The sequence below is a fragment of the Chromohalobacter israelensis DSM 3043 genome (genome assembly GCF_000055785.1).
GTDB lineage: Bacteria > Pseudomonadota > Gammaproteobacteria > Pseudomonadales > Halomonadaceae > Chromohalobacter > Chromohalobacter israelensis.
Window position 1 is genome coordinate 1,143,712 of sequence record NC_007963.1, and the last position, 22,335, is coordinate 1,166,046.

Genomic DNA, 22,335 nt, shown 5'->3' on the forward strand with positions numbered 1-22,335 from the left:
GGTCATCTGGGTGTCGTGGCGCGCCAGCGACTGAGGAGCAGCGATGGAATCGCGACGATGAACAGGCTACCCGTGAGCACCCAGAAGCCGTCTTGATAAGCGAGGATCGATGCCCAGATCGTCTCGATGCGCTCCATGAGATACCCGCCCATGGCGCCTTGCTGGGTGGCGGAAGAGCCCAGATGACCGGCCAGCTCTGCGAGTTTGTCGAGTTGGAGGTTGGCGAGCGCGTTATCGGCATTGACCCCGGCATTGAGTTCTTGACCGTGCTGGGCTGTTCGTCGGTCGAGCAGAATGACCAATGCGGCCGTGCCCAGTGCGCCGCCTAGCTGCAACGCGAAATTGATCGCCCCGGAGCCGTGGCCGGTCAGATGCCGGGGGAGGCCGGCAATGGCGTTGGAAAGTGTCGGTGGCGGGAACGCGGCCATCCCGATGGACAGAATTCCCATCGCCGTCGCCAGATACGTGAACGAGGTGTTCCAGTCCATCTGTGCCATCAGCCACACCGCATACATCGTGCAGCCCAGCCCCGGCACAGTGAGCCGATGCGGTGGGTGGCGGTCGCTCAGCCAGCCGACCAGCGGTACCAGCACCCCCAGTACGACGGTGGAGGGCAGGAAGATCTGTCCGGCGGTGATCGGACTGTAATGCAGCACCGACTGCACGAATTGAGGCAGCAAATACATGATGCCGTAGAAGGTGCCACCGAACAGGAACATTGCCAGAGTGCCGGCCACGAACACGCGATTGCGGAAAATCGCCAAGTCTATCAATGGGTGCGCGGTGCGGTTCTGCCAGACCACGAACGCGGCGCCACAGACGAGGGCGACGAGGAGCAGGCCCGGCACGCGAGGATCGTACCAGCCCCAGCGCTGGCCGTTGGAAAACGCCGCGAGTAGTGAGAAAACCGAGACGAATAACAGCACGACGCCGGCCCAGTCGAAGGGCGGGCGCGGGCCCTTCTGCTCCCTCGAGGGCAAGAAGAAATACCCCATCGCCGCCGCCGCCACGCAGATCGGCAGGGTCACGAAGAAGACGTAGCGCCAGGTAAAATGCTCGACCAGCCAGCCGCCGATCACCGTGGCCAGCGTCAGCGGTAGCCCCAGACACATGCCGTACATCGCCGTCGCCATGCCACGTCCCTCGGGCGGGTAAGCCGCGAATAGCGCCTGCATCGCCACCGGGCGGATCAGACCCGTCATACCGCCCTGTATGACGCGCGCGGCGACGAGCATGCCCATGCCTTGCCCTAGGCCCCCGAGAAACGAGGCGGCGATGAACACGACCAGCAAGCCAATGAAGGTGGCGCGCTGACCGACGGCGGAGACCAGCCACGGCGCGACGAGCAGCGAGACGGTCGTCGAGGCCAGAAAGCCGGTCGATAGCCACTGCACCTGGGAATCGCTCATGCCGAACGCGCCTTTTATGTAAGGCACCGCCACATTGACGATGGTGATCGACATGCCCAGGGCGACGAGTCCCAGCATCACGGTCAGGGTGACCCACAGGCGGTAGCGGGGGCCGTAGCGTTCGAAGAGCCGATCGACCTGCGTCATGCGCGACCACCGACGCAGAGGGAGCGATGGCACCGGGGGGCGGGTGCCAGCGAGAAAGAATGCAAAGCCTTTTCCTTGTGTGTCGTGAACGTTACCGAAAGCGGACGGATTGTCGCTGAGGATGCAAGCAGGCGAATCGATAACGTGACGATATTTTGTTGGCTAAGGGATTATGACGGCTTTGCAAGTCGTCTTTCAACGGGCTGATCGTCGGAGTTGATAAGACAGGGCGCCGGTAGACGTGATCAACGCGAAGCCAGCGCCTGGAGTCGTGCCAGCGTCTCGTCGCCCAGTCGGCGCGTGAGGGTCTCGGCGTCGCCGTGGGGGGCCAGTGCCGCTGCCTGGCCGGCCCACAGCGATGAGAAGTCGCCACGCCCTTGGGCCTCGGCGGCTTGCTTGAGCGGGGCAAGCGCGCCACCGGCGGTGGGAAAGGGCGGAGCGGCTGGCGAGAGAGGGCCAAGTGCGCGAATCACTCGATTGACGAGGCTGCGCGCCGGGCGACCGGAGAACAGGCGGGTGACGACGCTGTTGTCGTCGCGGGCCTCGGCCAGGGCGGCGCGATGAATGTCGCTGATCAGACTTTCCGGCGTGGCCAGGTAGTAGGTGCCGAGCTGCACGCCGCAGGCACCCAGCGCGAAGGCGGCGGCGACGCCGCGTGCGTCGCCGATGCCCCCGGCGGCGATGACGGGCCGGTCGATGGCATCGACGAGCTGCGGTACCAGCGCGAAGGTGCCGGGCTGGCGGGCCATGGCGTCGGCCACCGTGTCCGCGCGGGTATCCTCGAGAAACGCGCCGCGGTGCCCGCCGGCTTCGAGCCCCTGGGAGATGATGATGTCCGCGCCGTTGGTGGCCAGCCAGCGCCCCTCGGCGACGGTGGTGGCACTGGCCATGACCGTGGCGCCGGTGGCTTTCACGCGAGCCAGCAAGGGCGCGTCCGGCAAGCCGAAATGAAAGCTCACGACCTCGGGACGCAGACGCTCGACCAGCACGCACTGGACGTCGTCGAAGGGCGTGCGTTGGGCGGCCGGCGCGGCATCCTCGGGGTCGAGCCCCGCCTCGCGGTAGAACGGTGCCAGGCGTTCGCGCCAGGCGGCTTCGGCGTTGGGGTCGGGCGGTGACGGCAAGTGGCAGAAGAAGTTGAGGTTGAGCGGGCCGGTGGCATGCTCGCGAAACCGTGTGACCTCCCGCTCGATGCGTTCGGGGGCGAGCATGGCGCAAGGAATCGAGCCCAGCGCGCCCCCTCGACTGGCGGCGATGGCCAGTGTCGCGTCGTTGGCGCCGGCCATGGGGGCCTGGACGATGGGCAGTTCGATGGCGAGGCGGTCGAGCAGTTCACGTTGCGGCCACATGGCGATGCTCCCGGAGATCACGGTAAAGGGCGGCGACCCTGGTATCAGGACTGGCACGACCCATGATCGAATGAGCGGGGCGGGGTTGCAAGCACTCTAATATGAAGGTCATGCCGCAATACTTTGGTATTACGCCTCTGGTCTTGGACGTGCAGGGTGGCGCCCGGTGATCAAGGTACCGAACAGATTGATATACAAAGCCGTATCGAATGTTCCGAACACTGGCATTGGCTGGCCATGAGAACACGCAGTAGGTTGGCGCCGCGAGAAGCAGCAGGCCTGATATACTCGTTCGTCATGATGCTGCGACCCCATAAGGCTAACGCATGACGCGGGATTGGTTGCGCAGGGGACTGCGCTTTTTGCTGTTCGCGATGCTCGGCTTCGTCGGGCTGTCGGTATTGCTGGTGCTGGTGTTTCGTGTGGTGCCGGTCTTCGGTTCGATGGTGATGCTGGAGCGCAAGGTCGAGTCCTGGGTGAGCGGCGAGCCGGTCTCGATCCAGCAGCAGTGGCGGCCGTGGAATGCGCTATCCGACAACGCCAAGCTGGCGGTGATTGCGTCGGAAGATCAGCGCTTTCCCATGCATCACGGCTTCGACTTCAACCAGATGCAAAAAGCGCTCGATGCCTGGTTCAGCGGCGACAGCCTGCGCGGCGCCAGCACCATCAGTCAGCAGACCGCCAAGAACCTGTTCCTGTGGACCGACCGCAGTTGGGTGCGCAAGGGCCTGGAGGCGTGGTTCACGGTGCTGATCGAGTTGTTGTGGCCCAAGGAACGCATCCTCGAGGTCTATCTCAATATCGTCGAATGGGACCGGGGCGTGTTCGGTCTCGAAGCCGCCGCCCAGCATTACTTCGGGGTCAGCGCCGATCGGCTCAGCGCGGCCCAGGCCAGTCGCTTGGCGGCGATTCTGCCCAACCCGCGCGAGTGGAGCGCGTCGAGGCCCTCGTCGTATATCGTCAAACGTAGCCAGTGGATTCAGCGGCAAATGCGTCAGCTAGGCGGCAGCGCCTACCTCGAGCGCCTATGAGCGTGGGCGAGGGCCTTGCCCCGTCCTTGCGGTTGCCAGATTAGAAAAGGAGCCCTCATGTCCCCCACCTCCATCGCCATCGTCGGGTTCGGCAAGATCGCCCGCGACCAGCACGTGCCCGCCCTGCACGACAACACCGCGTTCTCGCTCGACGCTGTGGCCAGTCGCAATGCCTCGCTGGAGGGCGTCGCGCATTTTCGCGATATCCAGACGCTGCTCGACGAGCGACCGGACATCCAGGCCGTGTCGCTGTGCGCACCGCCACAGGTGCGCTACCGCCAGGCGTGTGCGGCCATCGCGGCGGGCAAGCATGTGATGCTGGAGAAACCGCCCGGGGCGACGCTCAGTGAAGTGGAAGACCTGCGCGCCCAGGCCGAACGCGCCGGCGTGACGCTGTTCGCGACCTGGCACTCGCGGTACGCCGCTGCCGTCGCTCAGGCGCGCGATTGGCTGCGTGAGCGCCACGTCACTGCCGTCGATGTGCAATGGAAGGAAGATGTGCGGCGTTGGCACCCTGGGCAGGAGTGGATCTGGGAAGCCGGCGGTCTAGGGGTATTCGACCCCGGCATCAACGCCTTGTCGATCATCACCGCGATTCTGCCGGAGGCGTTCTTTCTCACCCAGGGCGAACTGGAGGTGCCGGCCAATCGGCAGGGACCGATCGCCGCCACTCTGGCCTTCAGCGACCGCCGGGGCGCCGCGATTCGTGCCGAGTTCGACTGGCGCCAGACCGGGCCGCAAACCTGGGACATTCATGTCGAGACCGATGCCGGGCCGTTGGCGCTGACCCAAGGCGGCAGTTGCCTGCGGATCGGGGACGAGATCGTGCTGGAAGGCGACGACGTCGAGTACCCCGGGCTCTACGCGCGCTTCGCCGAACTCATCGCCCGGGGCGAGAGCGACGTCGACGTGGCGCCGCTACGCCATGTCGCCGATGCCTTCCTGCTCGGCAAGCGTGTCGAGGTCGAGGCCTTTCACGAGTGAGCGTCTCGGTGCTCGCGAATGAGGTCGCGCAACGCCGACATCAGCGCCGCTGCGCCGGGCGATAGGCGCTGTTCGCGCAGACTGACCAGCCCGTAGGGCTGCACGCTCAGCGCCTCGGGGAAGGGCAGGATGCGAAAGCGCGGCTGGTCGCAGAGCAACTCGGCGACTTGCCGCGTGGTTACGGTCACGGTGTCGGATTTATCGACCATGGCCAACGCCACCAGGATGTCCGGTGTGTCGATGATCTGGCGCGGCAACGCCACGCCATGATGCAGGAACAGGTGGTCGACCCGTTGACGCATCAGCGCGCCCGGAGGTTGCAGGACCCACGGATACTCGACCATGGCCTCGAGATTGAGCGACGTGCGGTCGGCCAGCGGGTGCCCGGCACGGCACACGAAGCACAATGCCTCTTCGCCGATCTCTTCGAAGACGAAGTCGCCCGCCGGCAGCGTCGAAGGAATGCGCGCGATGGCGAAATCGAATTCGCCTTCCACGAGGCGCGGAATCAGTTCGTGGCTGACATCGACATCGATGCTCACCTTGAGGTTGGGTCGGTCGCGGTGCACGCGTTCCACGGCGCTGGTCAGCAGGGTGACGGCGGGCGCCATCACCGTTCCCACCGACACGCTCCCCGCGCTTCCCGCCTGTAATGCATTGAGTTCATCCCCTGCCTGATGCAGCGACGACAGGATGCCGCGCGCATGACGAATCACCGTCTCGCCGTACCAGTTGGGCGTGATGCCGCGAGGATGGCGCTCGAACAGCGCCAGGCCGAGTTGACCTTCGAGTTCCCCCAGCAGCTTCGACGCCGCGGGCTGGCTCATGCCCAGGCGCTCGGCGGCACGATGCAGATTGCGCAGGTCGTCCAGGGCGATGAACAGCTGCAGATGGCGCAACTTTAGTCGCACCCGCATGAACCAGTCATGGGGTAAAGGGCTCATGGTGTCTGGCCTCGCATAAAATTAATAACAAAATGTATATCAATAATTCTGTCAAGTGGCATTAGCCGGTTATTTCGCTTGTGCCTATTGTTCAGAGTCTGAAAAAACCGTCTTTGACACAACAACAACCCGTTCACGGGACAGGAGAACGCCGGATGTCATTCACGCTATCCACCCCGCGCAAGCTACTCGGACTGGCCGTCGGCATGGCGCTCAGCGCCAGCCCGCTATTGGTCCAGGCGCAGAGCGACGACGAGGTCAAGATCGGCTTCATCGTCAAGAAACCCGAGCAGGCATGGTTCATCAACGAACAAGACGCCGCGACCCAACTCGGCGAAGAGAAAGGCTTCGAGGTGGTGCGTCTGTCCGGCGAGGATGGCCAGGAAGTGCTCAGTGCCATCGATAACCTCCATTCCCAGGGAGCCGAGGGCTTCGTGATCTGTCCCCCGGATGTGCGTCTGGGGCCGGCGATCATGAACCGTGCCGAGCAATACGGCATGAAGGTGGTGACCGTCGACGACCGTTTTGTCGGCGGTGATGGTGAGCCCATGGAGGAGGTGCCGCACCTGGGGATGTCCGGCTACAAGATCGGCGAGCAGGTCGGCAATGCCATCGCCGAGGAGATGGAACGTCGCGGCTGGGACCCGGAGGAGGTCGCGGCGCTGCGCATCACCAACTACGAGCTGCCCACCGCCAAGGAGCGTACCGACGGGGCGACTGCCGCGCTGCTCGACTCGGGCTTCAAGGAAGCCAACATCTTCGATGCGCCGCAGCAGAACACCGATACCAGCAGTGCCTTTGCTGCGGCCTCGCCGGTCTTCTCCAAGCGCAGCGACTTCGAGCATTGGGTGATCTACGCGCTCAATGAGGAAAGTGTGCTGGGCGGCGTGCGGGCCAGCGAGCAGTACGGGCTCGATCCCGACCAGGTCATCGGCGTGGGGATCAACGGCTCCGGTGCGGCCTTTGCCGAGTTCTCGCGCGAGACGCCCACCGGCTTCTACGGCACCGTGGCGGTCAGCTCGACCATGCATGGACGCCAGACGGCCGACAATCTCTACCAGTGGATCACCGAGGGCGAGAAGCCGCCGGCCAACACGGAAACCACGGGCAAGCTGATGACCCGCGACAACTGGGAAGACGTTCGGGAAGAGCTGGGCTTGTGAGCGTCGCGCCCGCGGTCAACGCGCGGGCGCTCCCATGTTTTCGCAGGAGTCCTGTATGTCAGAGGCTTTCTTACGCTTCGATGGAATCAGCGTCGAGTTTCCCGGCGTCAAGGCCCTCGACGAGGTGAGCTTCTCCGCGCGTGCCGGGGAAGTGCATGCCTTGATGGGGGAAAACGGCGCCGGCAAGTCGACGCTGCTCAAGGTGCTCAGCGGCGTCAATCGGCCCTCGTCGGGCCAGCTGTGGATCGACGGCCAAGCGCATGTCTTCGCCAATGCGCGCGAGGCGCTGGCGCACGGTATCGCGATCATCTACCAGGAACTCACGCTGTCACCCAATTTGTCGGTGGCCGAAAACCTGTTGTTGGGACAGTTGCCCGAGCGCCGGGGGTTCATCGACCGACGAACCATGAAGGCACGTGCCCGCGAGATTCTCGAGGAGCTGGGCGAGGGCGACATCGACCCGGCGACCAAGGTGCGGGAGCTCTCCATCGGGCAGCAGCAGATGATCGAGATTGGTCGGGCGTTGCTGCGCGACGCGCGGATCATCGCCTTCGACGAGCCGACCAGCAGTCTCTCCGTGCAAGAAACGCGGCAGCTCAAGCGCATCGTCGCACGACTGCGTGACGAGGGGCGTGTGGTGCTGTACGTCACCCATCGCATGGAAGAGGTCTTCGAGATGTGCGATGCGGTGACCGTGTTCCGTGATGGTCGCCACATTCGCACCCACGAGACGCTGGAAGGGCTCGATCACGACATGCTGGTCGGCGAGATGGTCGGCCGACAGATCGACGACGTGTATGGCTTCCGTCCACGCGACATCGGCGATGTGCTGATGCGTATCGACGGCCTTCAGGGGCGCGGGGTCAACGAACCGGTCAATCTGGAGGTGCGACGCGGCGAGGTACTGGGGTTGTTCGGCCTGGTGGGGGCAGGGCGTAGCGAGCTGATGCGACTGGTCTGCGGCGTGGAAAAGGCCAGCCGCGGGCAGGTCGCGTTGCGGGGCGAGACGCGTGTCTTTGCCTCGCCGCATCAAGCGATCCGCGCAGGCATCGCGATGTGTCCGGAGGACCGCAAGTCCCAGGGGATCTTCCCCGTGGCCAGCGTCTCCGACAACCTCAACATCAGTTGCCGGCGTTTTTTCCGTCGCTGGGGCATGTTCCGGCACGCCGCACGCGAGACCGACAACGCCAAGACCTACATTCAGCGCCTGAGCATCAAGACGCCGAGCCATCGCACGCCGATCAATACCTTGTCCGGCGGCAACCAGCAGAAAGTGATTCTCGGTCGCTGGCTGGCCGAGGAGATCGACCTGTTCGTGATGGACGAACCCACGCGTGGCATCGACGTGGGGGCGCGTCGCGATATCTACGCCTTGTTGTACGACCTGGCGGAGCAGGGCAAGGGGGTGATCGTGATCTCCAGCGACCTCGCCGAGGTCAGCTCGATCTGCGATCGCATCGGCGTCATGCGTGACGGCGTCCTGGTCGACATCGTACCGCGCGAGCAGGCAACCCAGGCGCGTCTGCTCGGTCTGGCCTTGCCCGCATGAGCCGCTCATTCATGACAATACCAAGAGATGGATCGCCATGAGCACAGATAAACTGGCTGCCAGCGACAACACGTCATCGGCACCGAAACCCCGTGCCAAACCGCTACGCACCCTGCTCGACACCTCCGGCCTGATCGCCATATTCCTGGTGCTGTTCGTGGCCCTGGCGCTGTTCGTGCCGGACTTCCTGACCGGGCGAAATATCGTCGGGTTGCTGCTCTCGGTGACCTTGATCGGCACCATCGCCACGACCATGATGATGGTCCTCGCGCTCGGTGAGGTGGATCTTTCGGTGGCCTCGATCGTGGCCTTCACCGGGGTCGTGGCAGCGGTCGTGACCTCGGCCACCGGCAGCGTGTTCGTCGGCGTGCTGGGGGGCGTGGCCGCCGGCGGTGCGGTGGGGGCGTTCAATGGCTTCGTGGTGGCCAAGTTCGGCATCAACTCGTTGATCGCCACCCTGGCGGCGATGGAGTTCGTGCGCGGCCTGGCGTACATCACCTCCGGCGGCGACGCGGTGATGGTGACCGTGCCGAGCTTCTTCAGTCTGGGGAGCGCTTCTTTCCTGGGGCTGACCCTGCCGGTGTGGACGATGATCGTGTGCTTCGTGATCTTCGGCATCGTGCTCAACATGACGGCCTTCGGTCGCAACACCCTGGCCACCGGGGGCAACGCCGAAGCGGCGAGCCTGGCGGGGGTCAACGTGCGTCGCCTGAAAATCGCGGTGTTCGCGCTGCAGGGCGTCGTCGCCGGGGTCGCCGGGGTGTTGCTGGCCTCGCGCATGGGCCTGGGCGATCCCAATACCTCCATGGGGCTGGAGCTCGCGGTGATCTCCGCCTGCGTGCTGGGCGGCGTGTCGCTTTCCGGCGGGGTCGCCTCGATCACCGGCGTGCTGGTCGGCGTGCTGATCATGGGCTGCGTGCAGAACGCCATGGGGCTGCTCAACGTACCGACCTTCTATCAGTACCTGGTACGCGGGGCGATCCTGCTGCTGGCGGTGATGTTCGATCGCTGGAAGCAAACCCGGCGCGCCAAGGGATGACGATGCCGGAAAGGGCACCGCGTCTGCGCGGCAAGCATGTCTTCATCACCGGGGCCGCGGCCGGCATCGGCCGGGCCATGGCCGAGGCCTGCGTTCAGGAAGGTGCGCGCGTCTCGCTGGCGGATATCGATCTCGAGGGCGTGCAAGCCGTCGCCCGGCAACTGCGCGATACCGGCGGGGTGGCAGTGGCGATGAGCTGCGATATCGCCGAGCCCGCGTCGGTGGACGCGGCGCTCGAGGCGGCTCGGGGAGCCCATGGGCCGATCACGACCCTGATCAACAACGCCGGGCGCAACGTCTTCCACACGCCGCTTGAAATGCCCGAGGCTGCCTGGCAGCGCTGCATGTCGGTGGACCTGGAGGGCGCCTGGCATTGCGCGCGCGGTGTGTTGCCGGACATGCTCGCGCAGGCGAGCGGCAGCATCATCAACGTGGCCTCGACCCATGCGTTTTCCATCCTGCCGGGTTGCTTTCCCTATGCGGTGGCCAAGCACGGTCTGATGGGGCTGACGCGATCGCTGGGGATCGAATATGCTCGACAAGGCGTTCGCGTCAATGCCATCGCGCCGGGCTATATCGCCACGCCCGCGGTCGAGGCACACTGGCAACGATTCGACGATCCGGACGCGGCCAGGCAGCGGATCGAGGCGCTGTTGCCGCCGGGGCGCCTGGGAGCGCCGCGAGAGGTCGCCATGACCGCGGTCTTTCTCGCCTCCGACGAGGCACCGTTCATCAACGCAAGCTGTATCACCATCGATGGCGGGCGCAGCGTGGTCTATCACGATTGAGCGACCCACCGTCACCGATTCGACCTTCAGGAGAGCCCATCACATGCAACTCGCACAAGCCCGGAACGACAACGGCGAGCGTTTCGTCCTGGTCATCGAGGACGATCCCACCCAGGCGCGTCGCCTGGATGACGTGAACAGCGTGCATGCCCTGGCGCTCACCGCGCTCGATCGCAAGGTCGGGCTCGCCGCGCTGATCAAGGAATGGCCCGGGGATGCACGTGTCGATGCCGTGGCCCTGGCCGACAAGGGGCAACTGCTGGCGCCGCTGGATCATCCCGACCCGGCGCACTTGCTGGTCACCGGCACCGGGCTGACGCACCTGGGCAGCGCCGAGGGCCGCGACAAGATGCATCGTCAGATGAACGAAGCGGATCAGAGCGACCAGCCGCTGACCGATTCGATGAAGATGTTCCGCAAGGGGCTGGAAGGCGGCAAGCCCGCCCCCGGCGATTTCGGCGTGCAACCCGAGTGGTTCTACAAGGGCGACGGCGGCATCGTCATGGCGCCGGGCGAGGCGCTGCGCATGCCGCATTTCGCGCTGGATGGCGGCGAGGAACCGGAAGTCGCCGGTCTCTACCTGATCGACAACGACGGCGTGCCACGGCGCATCGGCTATGCGCTGGGCAACGAGTTCTCGGACCACGTCACCGAGCGCGAGAACTACCTGTACCTGGCGCATTCCAAATTGCGCGCCTGCTCTTTCGGCCCGACGCTGCTGATCGACGAGTTGCCCGATGACGTGCAAGGCACCTCACGCATTCGTCGGGGCGACGAGGTGCTGTGGGAAAAGCCGTTCATCTCCGGCGAGGCCAACATGTGCCACACCCTGGCCAATCTCGAGGCGCATCACTTCAAGTATGCGCAGTTCTGCCGTCCGGGCGATGTCCATGTGCACTTCTTCGGCACCGCGACGCTGAGCTTCAGCGACGGCATCATTCCCCAGCCCGGTGATGTCTTCGAGATCGACGCCAAGCCGTTCGCCCTGCCGCTGCGCAATCCGCTTTCCAAGGACGCCGTCGCGCCGGCACCAAGCGTCAAGCCGCTGTAACGTCTCGCCTCGAGACACCCATGCTCACGGCAACGGCCGCTGGAATCTTCCAGCGGCCGTTGCGGTTGGGGAGGTGGATGCGTGCGACTCAGTTCATCGCCTGGGGCAGATACAGCGCGATGCCCGGGAAGAGGTGCAGCAGCACGACGGCGAGGATCATCAGCAGGAAGAACGGCAAGGTCGCACGGGTGATGGTGACGATGTCCTTGCCGGTCAGCCCCTGAATGACGAACAGATTGAAACCGACCGGCGGCGTGATCTGCGACATTTCCACCACGATGACCAGGTAGATGCCGAACCAGATCAGGTCGATACCGGCGGCATCGATCAGCGGCATGATGATCGAGGTGACCAGCAGGATCAGCGAGATGCCGTCGAGAAAACACCCCAGTACCAGCAGGAAGAGTGTCAGCACGACCAGCAGCATGGTCGGAGACAGCCCCATCTCGGCGATGGCGTTGGCGAGCTGCATGGGCAGTTGCGTGAAGCTCATCGCCGAGGAGAGAAACGAGGCACCGGCGATGATGAAGGCGATCATGCAGGCGGTGCGCAGCGCCGCGAAGAGCGAATCGAGGAAGATGGCCTTGTCGAAATGGCCGTTGCCCCGCGCGATCGCCATCGACAGCACCACGCCCACGGCGGCGGCTTCGGTGGGCGAGGCCAGCCCGCCGTAGATGCTGCCCAGAATGCCGCCGATGAGCAGCAGCAGCGGAATCAGCTGCGCGCTATTGCGGAGCTTCTGCCCGAACGGCATGTGGGCCGCGCCTTCACCGGCACGCCCCTGGCGGTTGCCGACCAGCAACGACCAGCCGACCAGGTAGGCCATGAACAGCCCGAGCAGCAACAGGCCCGGCAACACGCCGGCGATGAACAGACGCGAGATCGATTGTTCGGTCACCACGCCGTAGACGATCATCATGATCGAGGGCGGAATCAAGAGTCCCAGGGTCGATGCGCTGGCCAGCGTGCCGATGGCCATGTTGCCGTCGTACCCTCGCCGCTCCAGTTCGGGCAGGGTCATCTTGCCGACCGTGGCACAGGTCGCCGCCGAGGAACCGCACACCGCGGCGAACAGGCCGCTACCGATGATGTTGGAATGCAGCAGGCGTCCGGGCAGGCGGTTGAGCCAGGGCGACAGGGCGCGAAACATGTTGTCGGCCAGACCCGAGCGGAAAAGGATTTCTCCCATCCATACGAACATCGGCAGCGCGGTCAGGTCCCACCCGTAACTGGCGCCCCAGAAATCGGACGCGAGAATCGGCCCCGGGGCGAAGCTGCCGAAGAACGTCAGCGCGACCCAGCCGGTGCCGAGCAGGGCGAAGGCGATCCATACGCCACCGCCGAGCAGTAGCGCGAGCGTCAATATCGTGACGAGGCTGAGCGTCAGCATGCCAAGGCTCCCTTCAGCGAGTGATGGATCATGCGTCACCGTCCCGTGGCGCGGTCGCCACATAGGAAGCCGGCGCAGTGAGGGCCGTGTGCAGGGTGCCCCACAAGGTCTCGATGAGCGCCAGGCACATCAAGGCGATACCGACGACGAGCACGCTTTGCGGCATCCACAACGGAATGGCGAGCAGCCCCGAAGAGACATCGCCGTATTCAAGGCTTTCGCGCACCAGGCCGACCAGTTCCCAGGTCAGCAAGAGACTCAAGGCCAGGGCCACCAGCAGGCAGAGGGTCTCGACCCACACGCGCGCGCTGGGCGGCAGGCGCGAGATGACCAGAGTGACGCGAATGTGAGCGTGGTGCGTGAAGGTGTAGGCCATGCTCAAGAACGTGGCGCCGACCAGCAGGTAGGCCGCCATTTCCGAGACACCGGCAATCTCGATGCCCAGGCGAGTGCTGCCCATCAGGACCAGCAGGGCGTCCAGGCAGCGCAGCAGCACCTGCAGCGTGACGATGGTGCAAATGGCCAGCATGCAGGCTGCTGCCCCCCAGGCACCGAGGCGGTAGAGTCTGTCGAGTCGATAGGTCATGTCGGTCACTCACGAGTGCGAGGGTGAGGACGGGCCCCGCTCGCCGTCGATGACGCGCGGGGCATGCAGGACGAGTCACGAGGTGTGTGCGATTATTCGGCGGCCTGGCGCTTGCGATAGCGCTCGATCAGCGTCTTGGCCTGTTCGCCGGCACGCGCTTGCCAGTCTTCGAAGAGCGAGTCGCCGGCGGCCTTGAGGTCCTCGGCCAGGCTCGCGTTGGGCTGGGAAATGCTCACGCCATGCGCTTCGAGGGCCTTGGCGCTTTCCGCGCTGTCCTCGCGACTGGCCTGCCAGCCGCGACGCTCGGCTTCGGCGGCGGCGTCGAGCACGGCTTGCTGGGTCGCGTCATCGAGACGGTCGAAATCCCGCTTGTTGACGAACACGATGTTCTTGGGCAGCCACAGATTGGCATCGCTGTAATGCGAGACGTAATCCCATGCGGACATCGAATTGCCGGTGGAGACGGAGGTGATCATGGCATCCACGCGGCCGGTGCTGAACGCCGTGGGGATGTCGGCTTCCTCGGTTTCGGTGGGAAGCCCGCCAAGGTTTTCGACGAAGCGCTGGGTATTGATGTTGGGGGCACGCACGCGCAGTCCCTCGAACTGCGAGGCATCGGTCAGCTCGAAGTCGGTATAGATGCCTTGCGCGGGCCATGGCACGGCGTAGAGCGGCATCAACCCTTCCTCGGCGAACATCTGGGTAATGATCGGCTTGGAGGCCTGCCACAGGTCGTAGGCGTCTTCATACCCGTTCGCCAGCCCCGGCAGCGTGTCGACCTCGTAGATCGGCGATTCGTTGGACAGCGAGGAAAGAAACACCTCGCCCGCCTGCACGGTACCGCGTCGCACGGAGGGCTTGATCTCCGAGTGCGCGATCAAGGAGCCGCCGCTGTGCACGTTGATGGACAAGTCGCCGTCGGTGGTCTCGGCGACATCCTCGGCGAATTGCTTGGTGTTCTGGGTATGGAAGCTGGCATCGCCATAGGGCGTGGCGAGATTCCATTGTGCGGCCATCGCGCCGCCGGTCACGCTGAGCGAGCCTAGCGCCGCCAGCCAGGCGAGAGAGTGCATCGTGCGCATGCTGGGTTCCTCATTGTTATTGAAAGGAGGTGTTCGAATGCGTTGCTCAAGGTGCCTCGCAAGACGAAATCATTCTTCAAGTGGCGGCGTGTCGGCGTCAAATCGTTAATTTTGATGTCAAGTATCGACATACCCTTTCATGCTGGCGGGCGATGATAGTTTGCCATGATCCTGGGCATAATCGGTCGCGCACTGCTTGGCCAGACGGGCGACGCTGGCGCAAAAACTGGGATAGTTGGCGCTGCGCCAGATGGCGTCGTAGATCATCGGTGGCAGCGGCTCTTCCAGCGTGAGCCGCACCAGACTGCCGCTTTCCACGGCATCGCGCACCGTGGCCACGGGCAGGACCCCGATGCCGACGCCCTCGATGCTCATGCGCATGATGGTCATCAGGGTACTGGTGCGATGAATGCGTGGCGTGTCGATCCCCAGTGCGGTCAGGTAGGCGACCAGTTCGCGGTAGGGGCGTGCCTGTTTGCTGAAGGAAATGAAGGCCGTCTCGGCGAAGGCGGCCGGCCCGCCGCGTTGCAGCGTGGCGGCCATCTCGGGCGCCGCGAACATGCCCATCTCGTAGGTGCACAATGGTGTCTGGATGGCGCAAAGTCCGGGGGCGACGCCGTCCATGGCGAACAACATGTCGAGATCGTTCTCGGCCAGCCGTTGATGCAGAAACGGCGAGATATCGACCGTCAATTCGATGGTCAATTGCGGGTAGCGCTCGGCCAGACGGCGCATGAAGGTCGGACACCAACTGCTGGCGATGGTCTCGATGACGCCCAGGCGCAGGGTGCCGGAAAACGACTCCTCGTCCTGGAACAGCCGCATGGCTTCCTCGCGCCCTTCGAGCAGGCGTTCGGCGTAGGTGAAGAACTCACGGCCACGCAAGGTGGGTTGCACGGGCCGCGCCGAGCGGTCGAGCAGCGATTCGCCGACGCTGTCTTCCAGGCGGGTGATGCGATCCGAGATCGACGGCTGGGTGAGGTACAGCTTGGCCGCGCCCTTGCGGAACGAGCCAAGGCGCACCACCCAGACGAACGCCTCGAGTTCCTTGAAATCGAACATCGGTGATCCTGCGCGTGTCGCCGCCCGGATCCCCGTGCGGCGAAGAAAGAACGGCGCCCGGGTTACGCTTTCTTGAACAGCTGCGTTTCGCGGTCCTTGAAGGCCTTGAACTCCAGGGCATTGCCGGAGGGATCGTAGAAGAACATGGTGGCTTGTTCGCCGGGCTCGCCCTTGAAGCGCACGTAGGGCTCGATCTCGAAAGTCACGTCATGGGCGCGGAGCTTGTCGGCCAGGGCTTGCCAGGCGGGCATTTCCAGCACCACGCCGAAATGCGGTACGGGCACGCCGTGACCGTCCACCGGGTTCTTGTGGCTGGTGACGGGATTGTCCTTCAGTGCCGGATTGAGGTGGCAGACGAACTGGTGTCCGAAGAGATCGAAGTCGACCCAGCTGTCCGAGGAGCGCCCTTCGGGGCAGCCCAGGAAGTCGCCGTAGAAACGCCGTGCCTCGTCGATGTCACGGACCTGAACGGCGAGGTGGAAAGGATCGCTGACAGCCATGGTGGTCTCCTCGGAGTCTGTTGTGATGGGGCCATGCAGAGGATGATTCTTGAGCCCGCCAGCGGCCGGCGTCAACTGCTTTCCTGCCGCCTGCCTCAAGATGAAAGGTTGCGCCGATATCACGCATCACGAAAAACGATTGGACCGGGCCGAGCGGGCTTTCTTAGAGTGAAACGCCGCATTCGTGAAAGCCGACGACAACAAGCAGAGGTCACGTTCATGCCCCTACCGCTTCTCAATTGCGACATGGGAGAAAGCTTCGGCAACTGGAAAATGGGCCTCGACGACGAGGTCATGCCCTACGTCGACTGCGCCAATATCGCCTGCGGATTCCATGCCTCGGACCCCGGCATCATGCGTCGCACCGTGGCATTGGCCGTGCAGCATGGCGTACGTGTCGGCGCGCATCCCGCCTACCCGGATCTGCAAGGCTTCGGACGCCGCTCGCTGGCCTGTTCGCCGCGTGAAGTCGAGGACATGATGCTGTATCAGATCGGCGCGCTGGAGGGCATGTGCCGCGCCGAAGGGACGCGTGTGGCCTACGTCAAACCGCATGGCGCGCTGTACAACGACATGGCCCGCGACCCGGAGCTTCTGCGCGGCGCCATGCGGGCGGTGCTGGCCTACGATCCCGAACTGCCGCTGCTGGCCATGGCCACGGCGGACCCGGCGCCGATGCGGGCGCTGGCCGAGGAAATGGGCGTGACGCTGTGGTTCGAGACCTTCGCGGACCGGGCCTACGACCCCCAGGGGCGTTTGGTGTCGCGGCGTGAGCCCGGGGCGGTGCACCACGATCGCGAGGCCATCGTGGCCCAGGCGGTGACGCTCGCCAGGGGAGAGCCGTTGACGGCCAACGACGGCAGCTTGCTGCACCTGCCGGCGGATACCTTGTGCGTGCATGGCGACAACGCCGAATCGGTAGCTGCCGTACGCGCCATTCGCGATGCCTTCGATGGCCTGGCGCGGGAGTGAGCCGGTGAACGACCCGAAAATCGAAACGGTGGGCATGGACACGCTCATCGTGCGCCTGTTCGACGGCATCGATGAAGCTCACATGCCATGGATGCTGGCCGCCGATCGCGCTCTGCGCGAGGCCTTTGGCACGGCATTGATCGACCTGGTGCCGTCCTACACCACCTTGCTGGTGCACTACGACGTGGCGCACCTGACGCTGCCGGCGGCCCGTGCCCGGGTGCGCGAGGCGCTCGACGGCTTGTCGCCGACGGCCGAGCGTGAAGGGCGGCGGCATGTGATCCCGGTGTGGTATGACGTGAGTGTCGGGCCGGAACTCGAGCGCATCGCCGCCCGCCTGGGCGTGAGTCATGACCAAGTCGTCGCACGGCACTGCGCGCGCGATTACAGCGTCTTCGCGCTGGGCTTCGCACCGGGGTACGCCTTCATGGGGCGTCTCGACGAAGAGCTGGCCACGCCACGCCTGAAGACGCCCCGCCAGAAAGTCGCCGCCGGCAGCGTGGCCATCGCCGAACGCCAGACGGCGGTCTATCCCACGCTCTCGCCCGGCGGCTGGAATATCGTCGGGCGCACGCCCGTGGCCCTGTTCGGAGACGACCGGGAAGGCTACAGCCTGTTCCGGCCGGGCGATAAAGTGCGCTTCGAGGCGATTTCCCGCGAGGCCTTCATCGAGCAGGGCGGCGACCCGACACCGCTGGCAGAGCGCGGCGATACACCGACGGAGGAACAGGCATGAAAGGGTTGGTCGTCGAACGCGCGGGACCGTTGGCGCTGATTCAGGATGGCGGGCGCTTCGGCGTGCGTCACCTTGGCGTGACCCAGGGAGGCGCCGCCGATTGGGTGTCGCTGGGCTGGGCCAACTGGTTGCTGGGGAACGCGCCTCAGGCCGCGGGGCTGGAGATTACCGTGGGCGGCCTGACGCTCTGTGCCGAGACCTCGGCCACGCTGGCCCTGACGGGCGCGGATCTCGGTGCCACGCTCGACGAGACGCCGCTGGCACCGGGGGCCAGTTTCACCATCGCACCCGGCCAGCGCCTGGCCTTCGAGCGTCCGCGTGCCGGTCTCCGCGCTTATCTCGCGTTTCCCGGCGGGCTCGAGGCGCCCTCCGTGCTGGGCAGTGTGGCCAGCACGGTACGCGAGGGCCTGGGCGGTCTCGAGGGGCAGGGCGGGACGCTTGGCGAGGGCGACAGGCTGGTCTGGTCGGGCCATGGCGAGCCCGGACGCCGTCTGCCGGATGACGCCAGCACCCTGCCGGGCGAAAACCCGCATCTGGCCCTGGTGAGCGGCGCGCAGATCGCCGGCTTCAGCGGTACCAGCGTGTTCGAGGCGTTCAATGCCGCCTGGACCGTCGACCAGCGTGCCGATCGCATGGGCGTGCGACTGACCGGCCCCGAACTGCGCTACCTGGGGGCGGGCATGGTGTCGGAAGGCATTCCCCTGGGAGCCGTTCAGGTACCTGCCGACGGCCAACCCATCATCCTGCTCAACGACCGCCAGACCATCGGCGGCTATCCGCGTCTCGGCGCCCTGACGCCACTGGCGTGCGCGCAACTGGCGCAATGCGTGCCGGGCACGCAGTTACGCCTGAGGCCGGTCACCGCCAGCCAGGCCCGCGAGGCGCATTTACGGCAACTCGCGCGCTGGCGCTGACGAAGACGCGAGTGGCGGAACGTCAATCCCGTTCCGCCGCTCGCATCGGCATCTGATCGATGAGGTGATAGACCGTCTCCGGTGCCACGAACCCCTCGAGTTGCATCTTCTTGCCGCCATCCTTGCCCACCAGCACCGTGGTGAGCGGCATGTCGTCGCGCAGTGCCAGAGCGTCCAGCAAGGCCTGGGTCTCGAAGCGCGTCATGGGCATGTCGTTGCGATAACCGCGTCCGTTTTCCACCCGATACAGCAGCATGTCGCGTGCCTGGAACTTTGCCTGGCTCGCGCCGAGCAGGGTCCGCATGCGTTGGTAATCGTCGTCGCGATCCGGCGAGACGATCACCAGCGGCCGGAAAAGACCGTGATCGGTGATCAGCGGATTGGCGGGGTCGGCCGCCTGGGCGGTGCCCAGTACGGGCAGCACAACGAGTAGCAAGGCAAACAGCACGGTGCGCATGGCATGACTCCTGTGAGGACCTTGCCAGTATGGCAGAGCCTCGTGGATGCTGCGGGCGCGAGTTTTATTTCCCTATTTGCAAATTTATTTGCAAAAAAGGTCGACCGCTGCCTATTCTGGACACTGAACCGAGCCAGACGAATGCGCCAGGAGCCTGCTCATGCCCGCCGATACGCCCGTTCTGCCGCCCCGGCGCTACGCCGATCTGCAACTGTTGGCGCTGCGCGCTCGGGATGGGGATGTCCCCGAGCTGAAGCTGTCCGCCAAGGGGGTGGCACTGCTCGAGGCGTTGCTGGCCCAGCCGGAGGCGGTGAGCCTGTCGAGCATCTCGCAGCTGGCGCAGCGTCATGGGGTTCACCCTTCCCGCTTGACGCGCCTGTCGCATGCGCTCGGCCTCGAGGGGTTCAAGGCGTTGCAGACGCTGTTCCGCGACGACCTCAGCGATAGCGCCTTTTATTCCACGCGCGCTCAGCGTCTGCTCGAGTTCGGTGAAACGCCCCGTGCCGAAGGCGCCGAGCTCGCCGATGACCGCATGCTGTGGCAGCAGGAAATGCAGAACCTCTCGGCGGCGGTCGAGGCGCTGGATACGGCACAACTGGCGCGGGCGGCGGTTGCCATCCAGCGAGCGCGACGCGTGCATGTGGTCGGGCTGCGTGCCAGTTTCGGGGCCGCGCATTACCTGGCGTACTACCTGGACTATCTACGCGATGGCGTGCAGCTGGTCTCGCCCCAGGCGGGCGTGAGCGTCGAGCAGGCCCTGCGGCTGGGTGAAGACGATCTGGTGATCGGCATCGCCTTTCGGCCCGAGTCGCGAATGAGCGTCGATTACTGCCGGCTGGCCGTAGAGCAGGGCGCCTCGCTGCTCGCCTTGACCAATCACTCCGCCTCGCAACTCGCCGCCCTGACCGAGCTGACGCTGCTGGCGCCGGCCGAAGGGGCATTCTTCTTCAACCCCATGAGCAGCCTGTTCATGCTCGTGGAACTCCTGTTGTCCCGCGTGGCCCGCGACATGGGACACGACGCGGTGCTGGCCCTGCGTCAGCGCGAGGCGCTGATCTCGCGCTTGCATGTCGAATGACACCACCGCGCCCTTGCGCTCCTATTATCGCGTGCACCTAGGCCGCGCGTACCCAGGCACCTAGACCATTGCCGGAGAATGACATGACCGCCCCTGCCGCCGCTCCCGAATCCACCACCAGCGCCGCCGAATGGCTGAATCGCGGTTACGCCGAGGCCCCCGGCGCCACCGCCGCCTCGGATACGCTCTTGATCAACGAGCAATCGCGTCAGCTCGAAACGCAAGGCCGACGCATCATCAAGTTCGGGTTCGGCCAGTCGCCGTTCCCGGTATTCGCTCCGGCGGTGGCGACACTGGCCGAGCACGCTGCCGACAAGGCCTATCTGCCGGTACAGGGCACCGCCGCGCTGCGCGAGCAGGTGGCGGCGTTCCATCGCCACATGGACGGCACCGACTGGCGGGCCGAGCGGGTACTGGTGGCGCCGGGCAGCAAGCTACTGCTCTTCGCGCTGATGAAGGCCCTGCCGGCCAGCGAGATCCTGATCCCTGCGCCGGCCTGGGTGTCCTATGCCCCGCAAGCGCGCTTGGCGGGGCAGCACGCGGTACGCCTGCCGGCGACCTTCGAAAGCCGCTGGCAGATCACGCCGGAGCAACTCGACCGCTATTGCCGCGAACACGGCCCGGCCCGGCGCTTGCTGATCCTCAATGCGCCCGGCAATCCCACGGGGTTGTCGCCCGACCCCGAACATCAGCGTGAACTGGCCAGAGTGGCCAGGCGTCATGGCGTGCTGGTACTGGCCGACGAAATCTATGGCCCGCTCGATCATCGGGGCGCGCATCGGGCATTCGCACTCGATTATCCAGAAGGCACGCTGACCACCAGTGGGCTATCCAAGTGGTGCGGCGCGGGCGGATGGCGACTGGGCGTGCTCAACGTGCCCGAAGCGCTGGGTGCCGACTTGCTGGCACGTCTGATCGGCATCGCCTCCGAAACCTGGTCGAGTGTGACCAGCCCGGTGCAGGCAGCGGCGGAGACTGCCTACGCCGTGACGTCGGCCCAGGCGGCGTATCTCGAGACGCAGCGGCGCTGGCTGGGGACGATAGGCCGCTGGTGCGCGCAACGTCTGGAGGCAGCCGGCGTGCGCACGCATGCACCGGACGGCGGTTTCTATCTGTTTCCCGATTTCGAAGGCCACCGCGAGGCATTGCGGGCGCGGGGCATCACCACCAGTGCCGAATTGACGACGCGTCTGCTCGACGATGCCGGCGTGGCGCTCTTGCCGGGAAGTGCCTTTGGCTGCGACCCTAGTGTGCTCGCGTTACGTCTGGCCTATGTAGATTTTGATGGTACGGATTTGCTCGCACGAGCATCGGTCGACGTCGAGGCGGCAGAGGCCGATCTCGCCCTGGCCAAGATACGTGAAGGCATCGAGGCCATCGTCGGATGGCTCGAGACGAACGGTTGATGACTCGCCGTATTGATGAAACGGCGCATTGATTACACGCAGTAACACGAAAAGTTGAACTCACTTCGTTCGTGGGCGTCAGAGTGTCCACGTACACGCAAAACCTGGAGGTATACATGCAACGGATCACTGCTTTTGTATCAGCGGCCATGCTGACCACCGGAATGGTAGCGGCACCGGCGGCAATGGCACAGCAGGAAGACCCGGCAGCGAGCGGTGCTGGTCAGACCCAACAGGGGGCGGCAGCACAGAACTTCTCCGACGAACAGCTTCAGCAGTTCGCTGATGCGTCTCAGGAAATCGCCAAGGTTTCTCAGGAATATACGCAGAAGCTGCAGAACGCTGAAGACGAGTCGGCTCAACAGGATTTGCGTCAGGAAGCAAATGAGGAAATGGTCAGCGTCGTCGAAGACAGCGGCATGAGTGTCGAGGACTTCAACGCCATCGGCCAGGCGATCCAGCAGGATCCCGAGCTCATGCAGCGTGTCCAGGGCATGGTGCAAGAGCAGCAGTAAGTGAATACGGTATCACCCGCGCGGTGATACCGGTGTCGATGTCGAATCGATACGACCTTCGCGGAAAAGGCCACCTTCGGGTGGCCTTTTTCGTGGCCGGATGCCCGGGGCTGCACCAGATGCCGGGCGGTTCCGAGCACAGAGCAATGCGAATACAGGGCAATACGGGTAAAGGGCAATAAA

Annotated in this window: 22 protein-coding genes; 13 read left to right on the forward strand and 9 right to left on the reverse strand. The window is 64.9% G+C overall.

Annotated features, from left to right (window positions below; translation table 11 throughout):
* Positions 1-2: 2 nt before the first annotated feature.
* Complete coding sequence (locus CSAL_RS05200) at positions 3-1,556, reverse strand: DHA2 family efflux MFS transporter permease subunit (RefSeq protein WP_011506317.1); 1,554 nt, start codon at positions 1,554-1,556, stop codon at positions 3-5.
* A 245-nt stretch (positions 1,557-1,801) separates the two neighbouring features.
* On the reverse strand, positions 1,802-2,905 hold the full coding sequence (locus CSAL_RS05205; protein ID WP_011506318.1) for an NAD(P)H-dependent flavin oxidoreductase: 1,104 nt from the start codon (positions 2,903-2,905) through the stop codon (positions 1,802-1,804).
* A gap of 326 nt (positions 2,906-3,231) precedes the next feature.
* On the opposite strand from CSAL_RS05205, the gene mtgA reads away from it, so the two are divergent.
* Together mtgA and CSAL_RS05215 are read left to right on the forward strand one after the other, a co-directional pair.
* The gene (mtgA, locus tag CSAL_RS05210; RefSeq protein ID WP_011506319.1) at positions 3,232-3,936 is read left to right on the forward strand and encodes a monofunctional biosynthetic peptidoglycan transglycosylase; all 705 of its coding nucleotides are present in this window, start codon (positions 3,232-3,234) and stop codon (positions 3,934-3,936) included.
* 57 nt (positions 3,937-3,993) lie between these two features.
* On the forward strand, positions 3,994-4,920 hold the full coding sequence (locus CSAL_RS05215; RefSeq protein WP_011506320.1) for a Gfo/Idh/MocA family protein: 927 nt from the start codon (positions 3,994-3,996) through the stop codon (positions 4,918-4,920).
* On the opposite strand, the gene CSAL_RS05220 is transcribed toward CSAL_RS05215, so the two are convergent.
* Complete coding sequence (locus CSAL_RS05220; RefSeq protein WP_011506321.1) at positions 4,911-5,864, reverse strand: LysR substrate-binding domain-containing protein; 954 nt, start codon at positions 5,862-5,864, stop codon at positions 4,911-4,913. The genes CSAL_RS05215 and CSAL_RS05220 overlap by 10 nt on opposite strands.
* A gap of 155 nt (positions 5,865-6,019) precedes the next feature.
* On the opposite strand from CSAL_RS05220, the gene CSAL_RS05225 reads away from it, so the two are divergent.
* Genes CSAL_RS05225 through araD1 form a run of 5 tightly spaced genes read left to right on the forward strand, consistent with a single transcriptional unit; the run spans position 6,020 to position 11,454 of the window.
* A complete protein-coding gene (locus tag CSAL_RS05225) occupies positions 6,020-7,027 on the forward strand; it encodes an arabinose ABC transporter substrate-binding protein (RefSeq protein WP_011506322.1) in 1,008 nt (335 codons plus the stop codon).
* 55 nt (positions 7,028-7,082) lie between these two features.
* A complete protein-coding gene (araG, locus tag CSAL_RS05230; protein ID WP_011506323.1) occupies positions 7,083-8,576 on the forward strand; it encodes an L-arabinose ABC transporter ATP-binding protein AraG in 1,494 nt (497 codons plus the stop codon).
* 37 nt (positions 8,577-8,613) lie between these two features.
* Positions 8,614-9,615, forward strand: a complete 1,002-nt coding sequence (araH, locus tag CSAL_RS05235) for an L-arabinose ABC transporter permease AraH (protein WP_011506324.1) — start codon at positions 8,614-8,616, stop codon at positions 9,613-9,615.
* A gap of 2 nt (positions 9,616-9,617) precedes the next feature.
* Positions 9,618-10,403, forward strand: coding sequence for an SDR family oxidoreductase (locus CSAL_RS05240; RefSeq protein WP_011506325.1), 786 nt, complete (start codon positions 9,618-9,620; stop codon positions 10,401-10,403).
* A 43-nt stretch (positions 10,404-10,446) separates the two neighbouring features.
* Positions 10,447-11,454, forward strand: coding sequence for an AraD1 family protein (gene araD1 / locus CSAL_RS05245; protein WP_011506326.1), 1,008 nt, complete (start codon positions 10,447-10,449; stop codon positions 11,452-11,454).
* A gap of 88 nt (positions 11,455-11,542) precedes the next feature.
* Here the strand turns inward: araD1 and CSAL_RS05250 are convergent, their stop codons facing one another.
* The 5 genes from CSAL_RS05250 to CSAL_RS05270 form a co-directional block, all read right to left on the reverse strand.
* Positions 11,543-12,844, reverse strand: coding sequence for a TRAP transporter large permease (locus CSAL_RS05250; protein ID WP_011506327.1), 1,302 nt, complete (start codon positions 12,842-12,844; stop codon positions 11,543-11,545).
* Between the two features lie 28 nt (positions 12,845-12,872).
* The gene (locus CSAL_RS05255; RefSeq protein WP_011506328.1) at positions 12,873-13,430 is read right to left on the reverse strand and encodes a TRAP transporter small permease; all 558 of its coding nucleotides are present in this window, start codon (positions 13,428-13,430) and stop codon (positions 12,873-12,875) included.
* A gap of 92 nt (positions 13,431-13,522) precedes the next feature.
* Entirely contained in the window at positions 13,523-14,512 is a 990-nt protein-coding gene (locus CSAL_RS05260) for a TRAP transporter substrate-binding protein (RefSeq protein ID WP_011506329.1), read from the reverse strand.
* A 117-nt stretch (positions 14,513-14,629) separates the two neighbouring features.
* Complete coding sequence (locus CSAL_RS05265; RefSeq protein WP_011506330.1) at positions 14,630-15,574, reverse strand: LysR family transcriptional regulator; 945 nt, start codon at positions 15,572-15,574, stop codon at positions 14,630-14,632.
* A gap of 62 nt (positions 15,575-15,636) precedes the next feature.
* Positions 15,637-16,074, reverse strand: coding sequence for a VOC family protein (locus CSAL_RS05270; RefSeq protein WP_011506331.1), 438 nt, complete (start codon positions 16,072-16,074; stop codon positions 15,637-15,639).
* 219 nt (positions 16,075-16,293) lie between these two features.
* On the opposite strand from CSAL_RS05270, the gene CSAL_RS05275 reads away from it, so the two are divergent.
* Genes CSAL_RS05275 through CSAL_RS05285 form a run of 3 tightly spaced genes read left to right on the forward strand, consistent with a single transcriptional unit; the run spans position 16,294 to position 18,696 of the window.
* Positions 16,294-17,046, forward strand: coding sequence for a 5-oxoprolinase subunit PxpA (locus CSAL_RS05275; RefSeq protein WP_011506332.1), 753 nt, complete (start codon positions 16,294-16,296; stop codon positions 17,044-17,046).
* Entirely contained in the window at positions 17,027-17,782 is a 756-nt protein-coding gene (pxpB, locus tag CSAL_RS05280; RefSeq protein ID WP_050934494.1) for a 5-oxoprolinase subunit PxpB, read from the forward strand. Before CSAL_RS05275 ends, pxpB begins: the two co-directional genes overlap by 20 nt.
* Positions 17,779-18,696, forward strand: a complete 918-nt coding sequence (locus CSAL_RS05285; protein WP_011506334.1) for a 5-oxoprolinase subunit C family protein — start codon at positions 17,779-17,781, stop codon at positions 18,694-18,696. The genes pxpB and CSAL_RS05285 overlap by 4 nt, the downstream gene beginning before the upstream one ends.
* A 22-nt stretch (positions 18,697-18,718) precedes the next feature.
* Here CSAL_RS05285 and CSAL_RS05290 read toward each other — a convergent pair whose 3' ends face one another.
* Complete coding sequence (locus CSAL_RS05290) at positions 18,719-19,153, reverse strand: DUF4174 domain-containing protein (RefSeq protein WP_011506335.1); 435 nt, start codon at positions 19,151-19,153, stop codon at positions 18,719-18,721.
* Between the two features lie 160 nt (positions 19,154-19,313).
* On the opposite strand from CSAL_RS05290, the gene CSAL_RS05295 reads away from it, so the two are divergent.
* From CSAL_RS05295 to CSAL_RS05305, 3 genes are all read left to right on the forward strand, one after another.
* Complete coding sequence (locus CSAL_RS05295; protein ID WP_011506336.1) at positions 19,314-20,231, forward strand: MurR/RpiR family transcriptional regulator; 918 nt, start codon at positions 19,314-19,316, stop codon at positions 20,229-20,231.
* Positions 20,232-20,314: 83 nt separating this feature from the next.
* Complete coding sequence (locus CSAL_RS05300; RefSeq protein WP_011506337.1) at positions 20,315-21,637, forward strand: pyridoxal phosphate-dependent aminotransferase; 1,323 nt, start codon at positions 20,315-20,317, stop codon at positions 21,635-21,637.
* Positions 21,638-21,753: 116 nt separating this feature from the next.
* Positions 21,754-22,152 carry a DUF4168 domain-containing protein gene (locus CSAL_RS05305; RefSeq protein ID WP_011506338.1) on the forward strand — a complete coding sequence of 133 codons (399 nt, stop codon included), beginning with the start codon at positions 21,754-21,756 and terminating at the stop codon, positions 22,150-22,152.
* Positions 22,153-22,335: the final 183 nt, after the last annotated feature.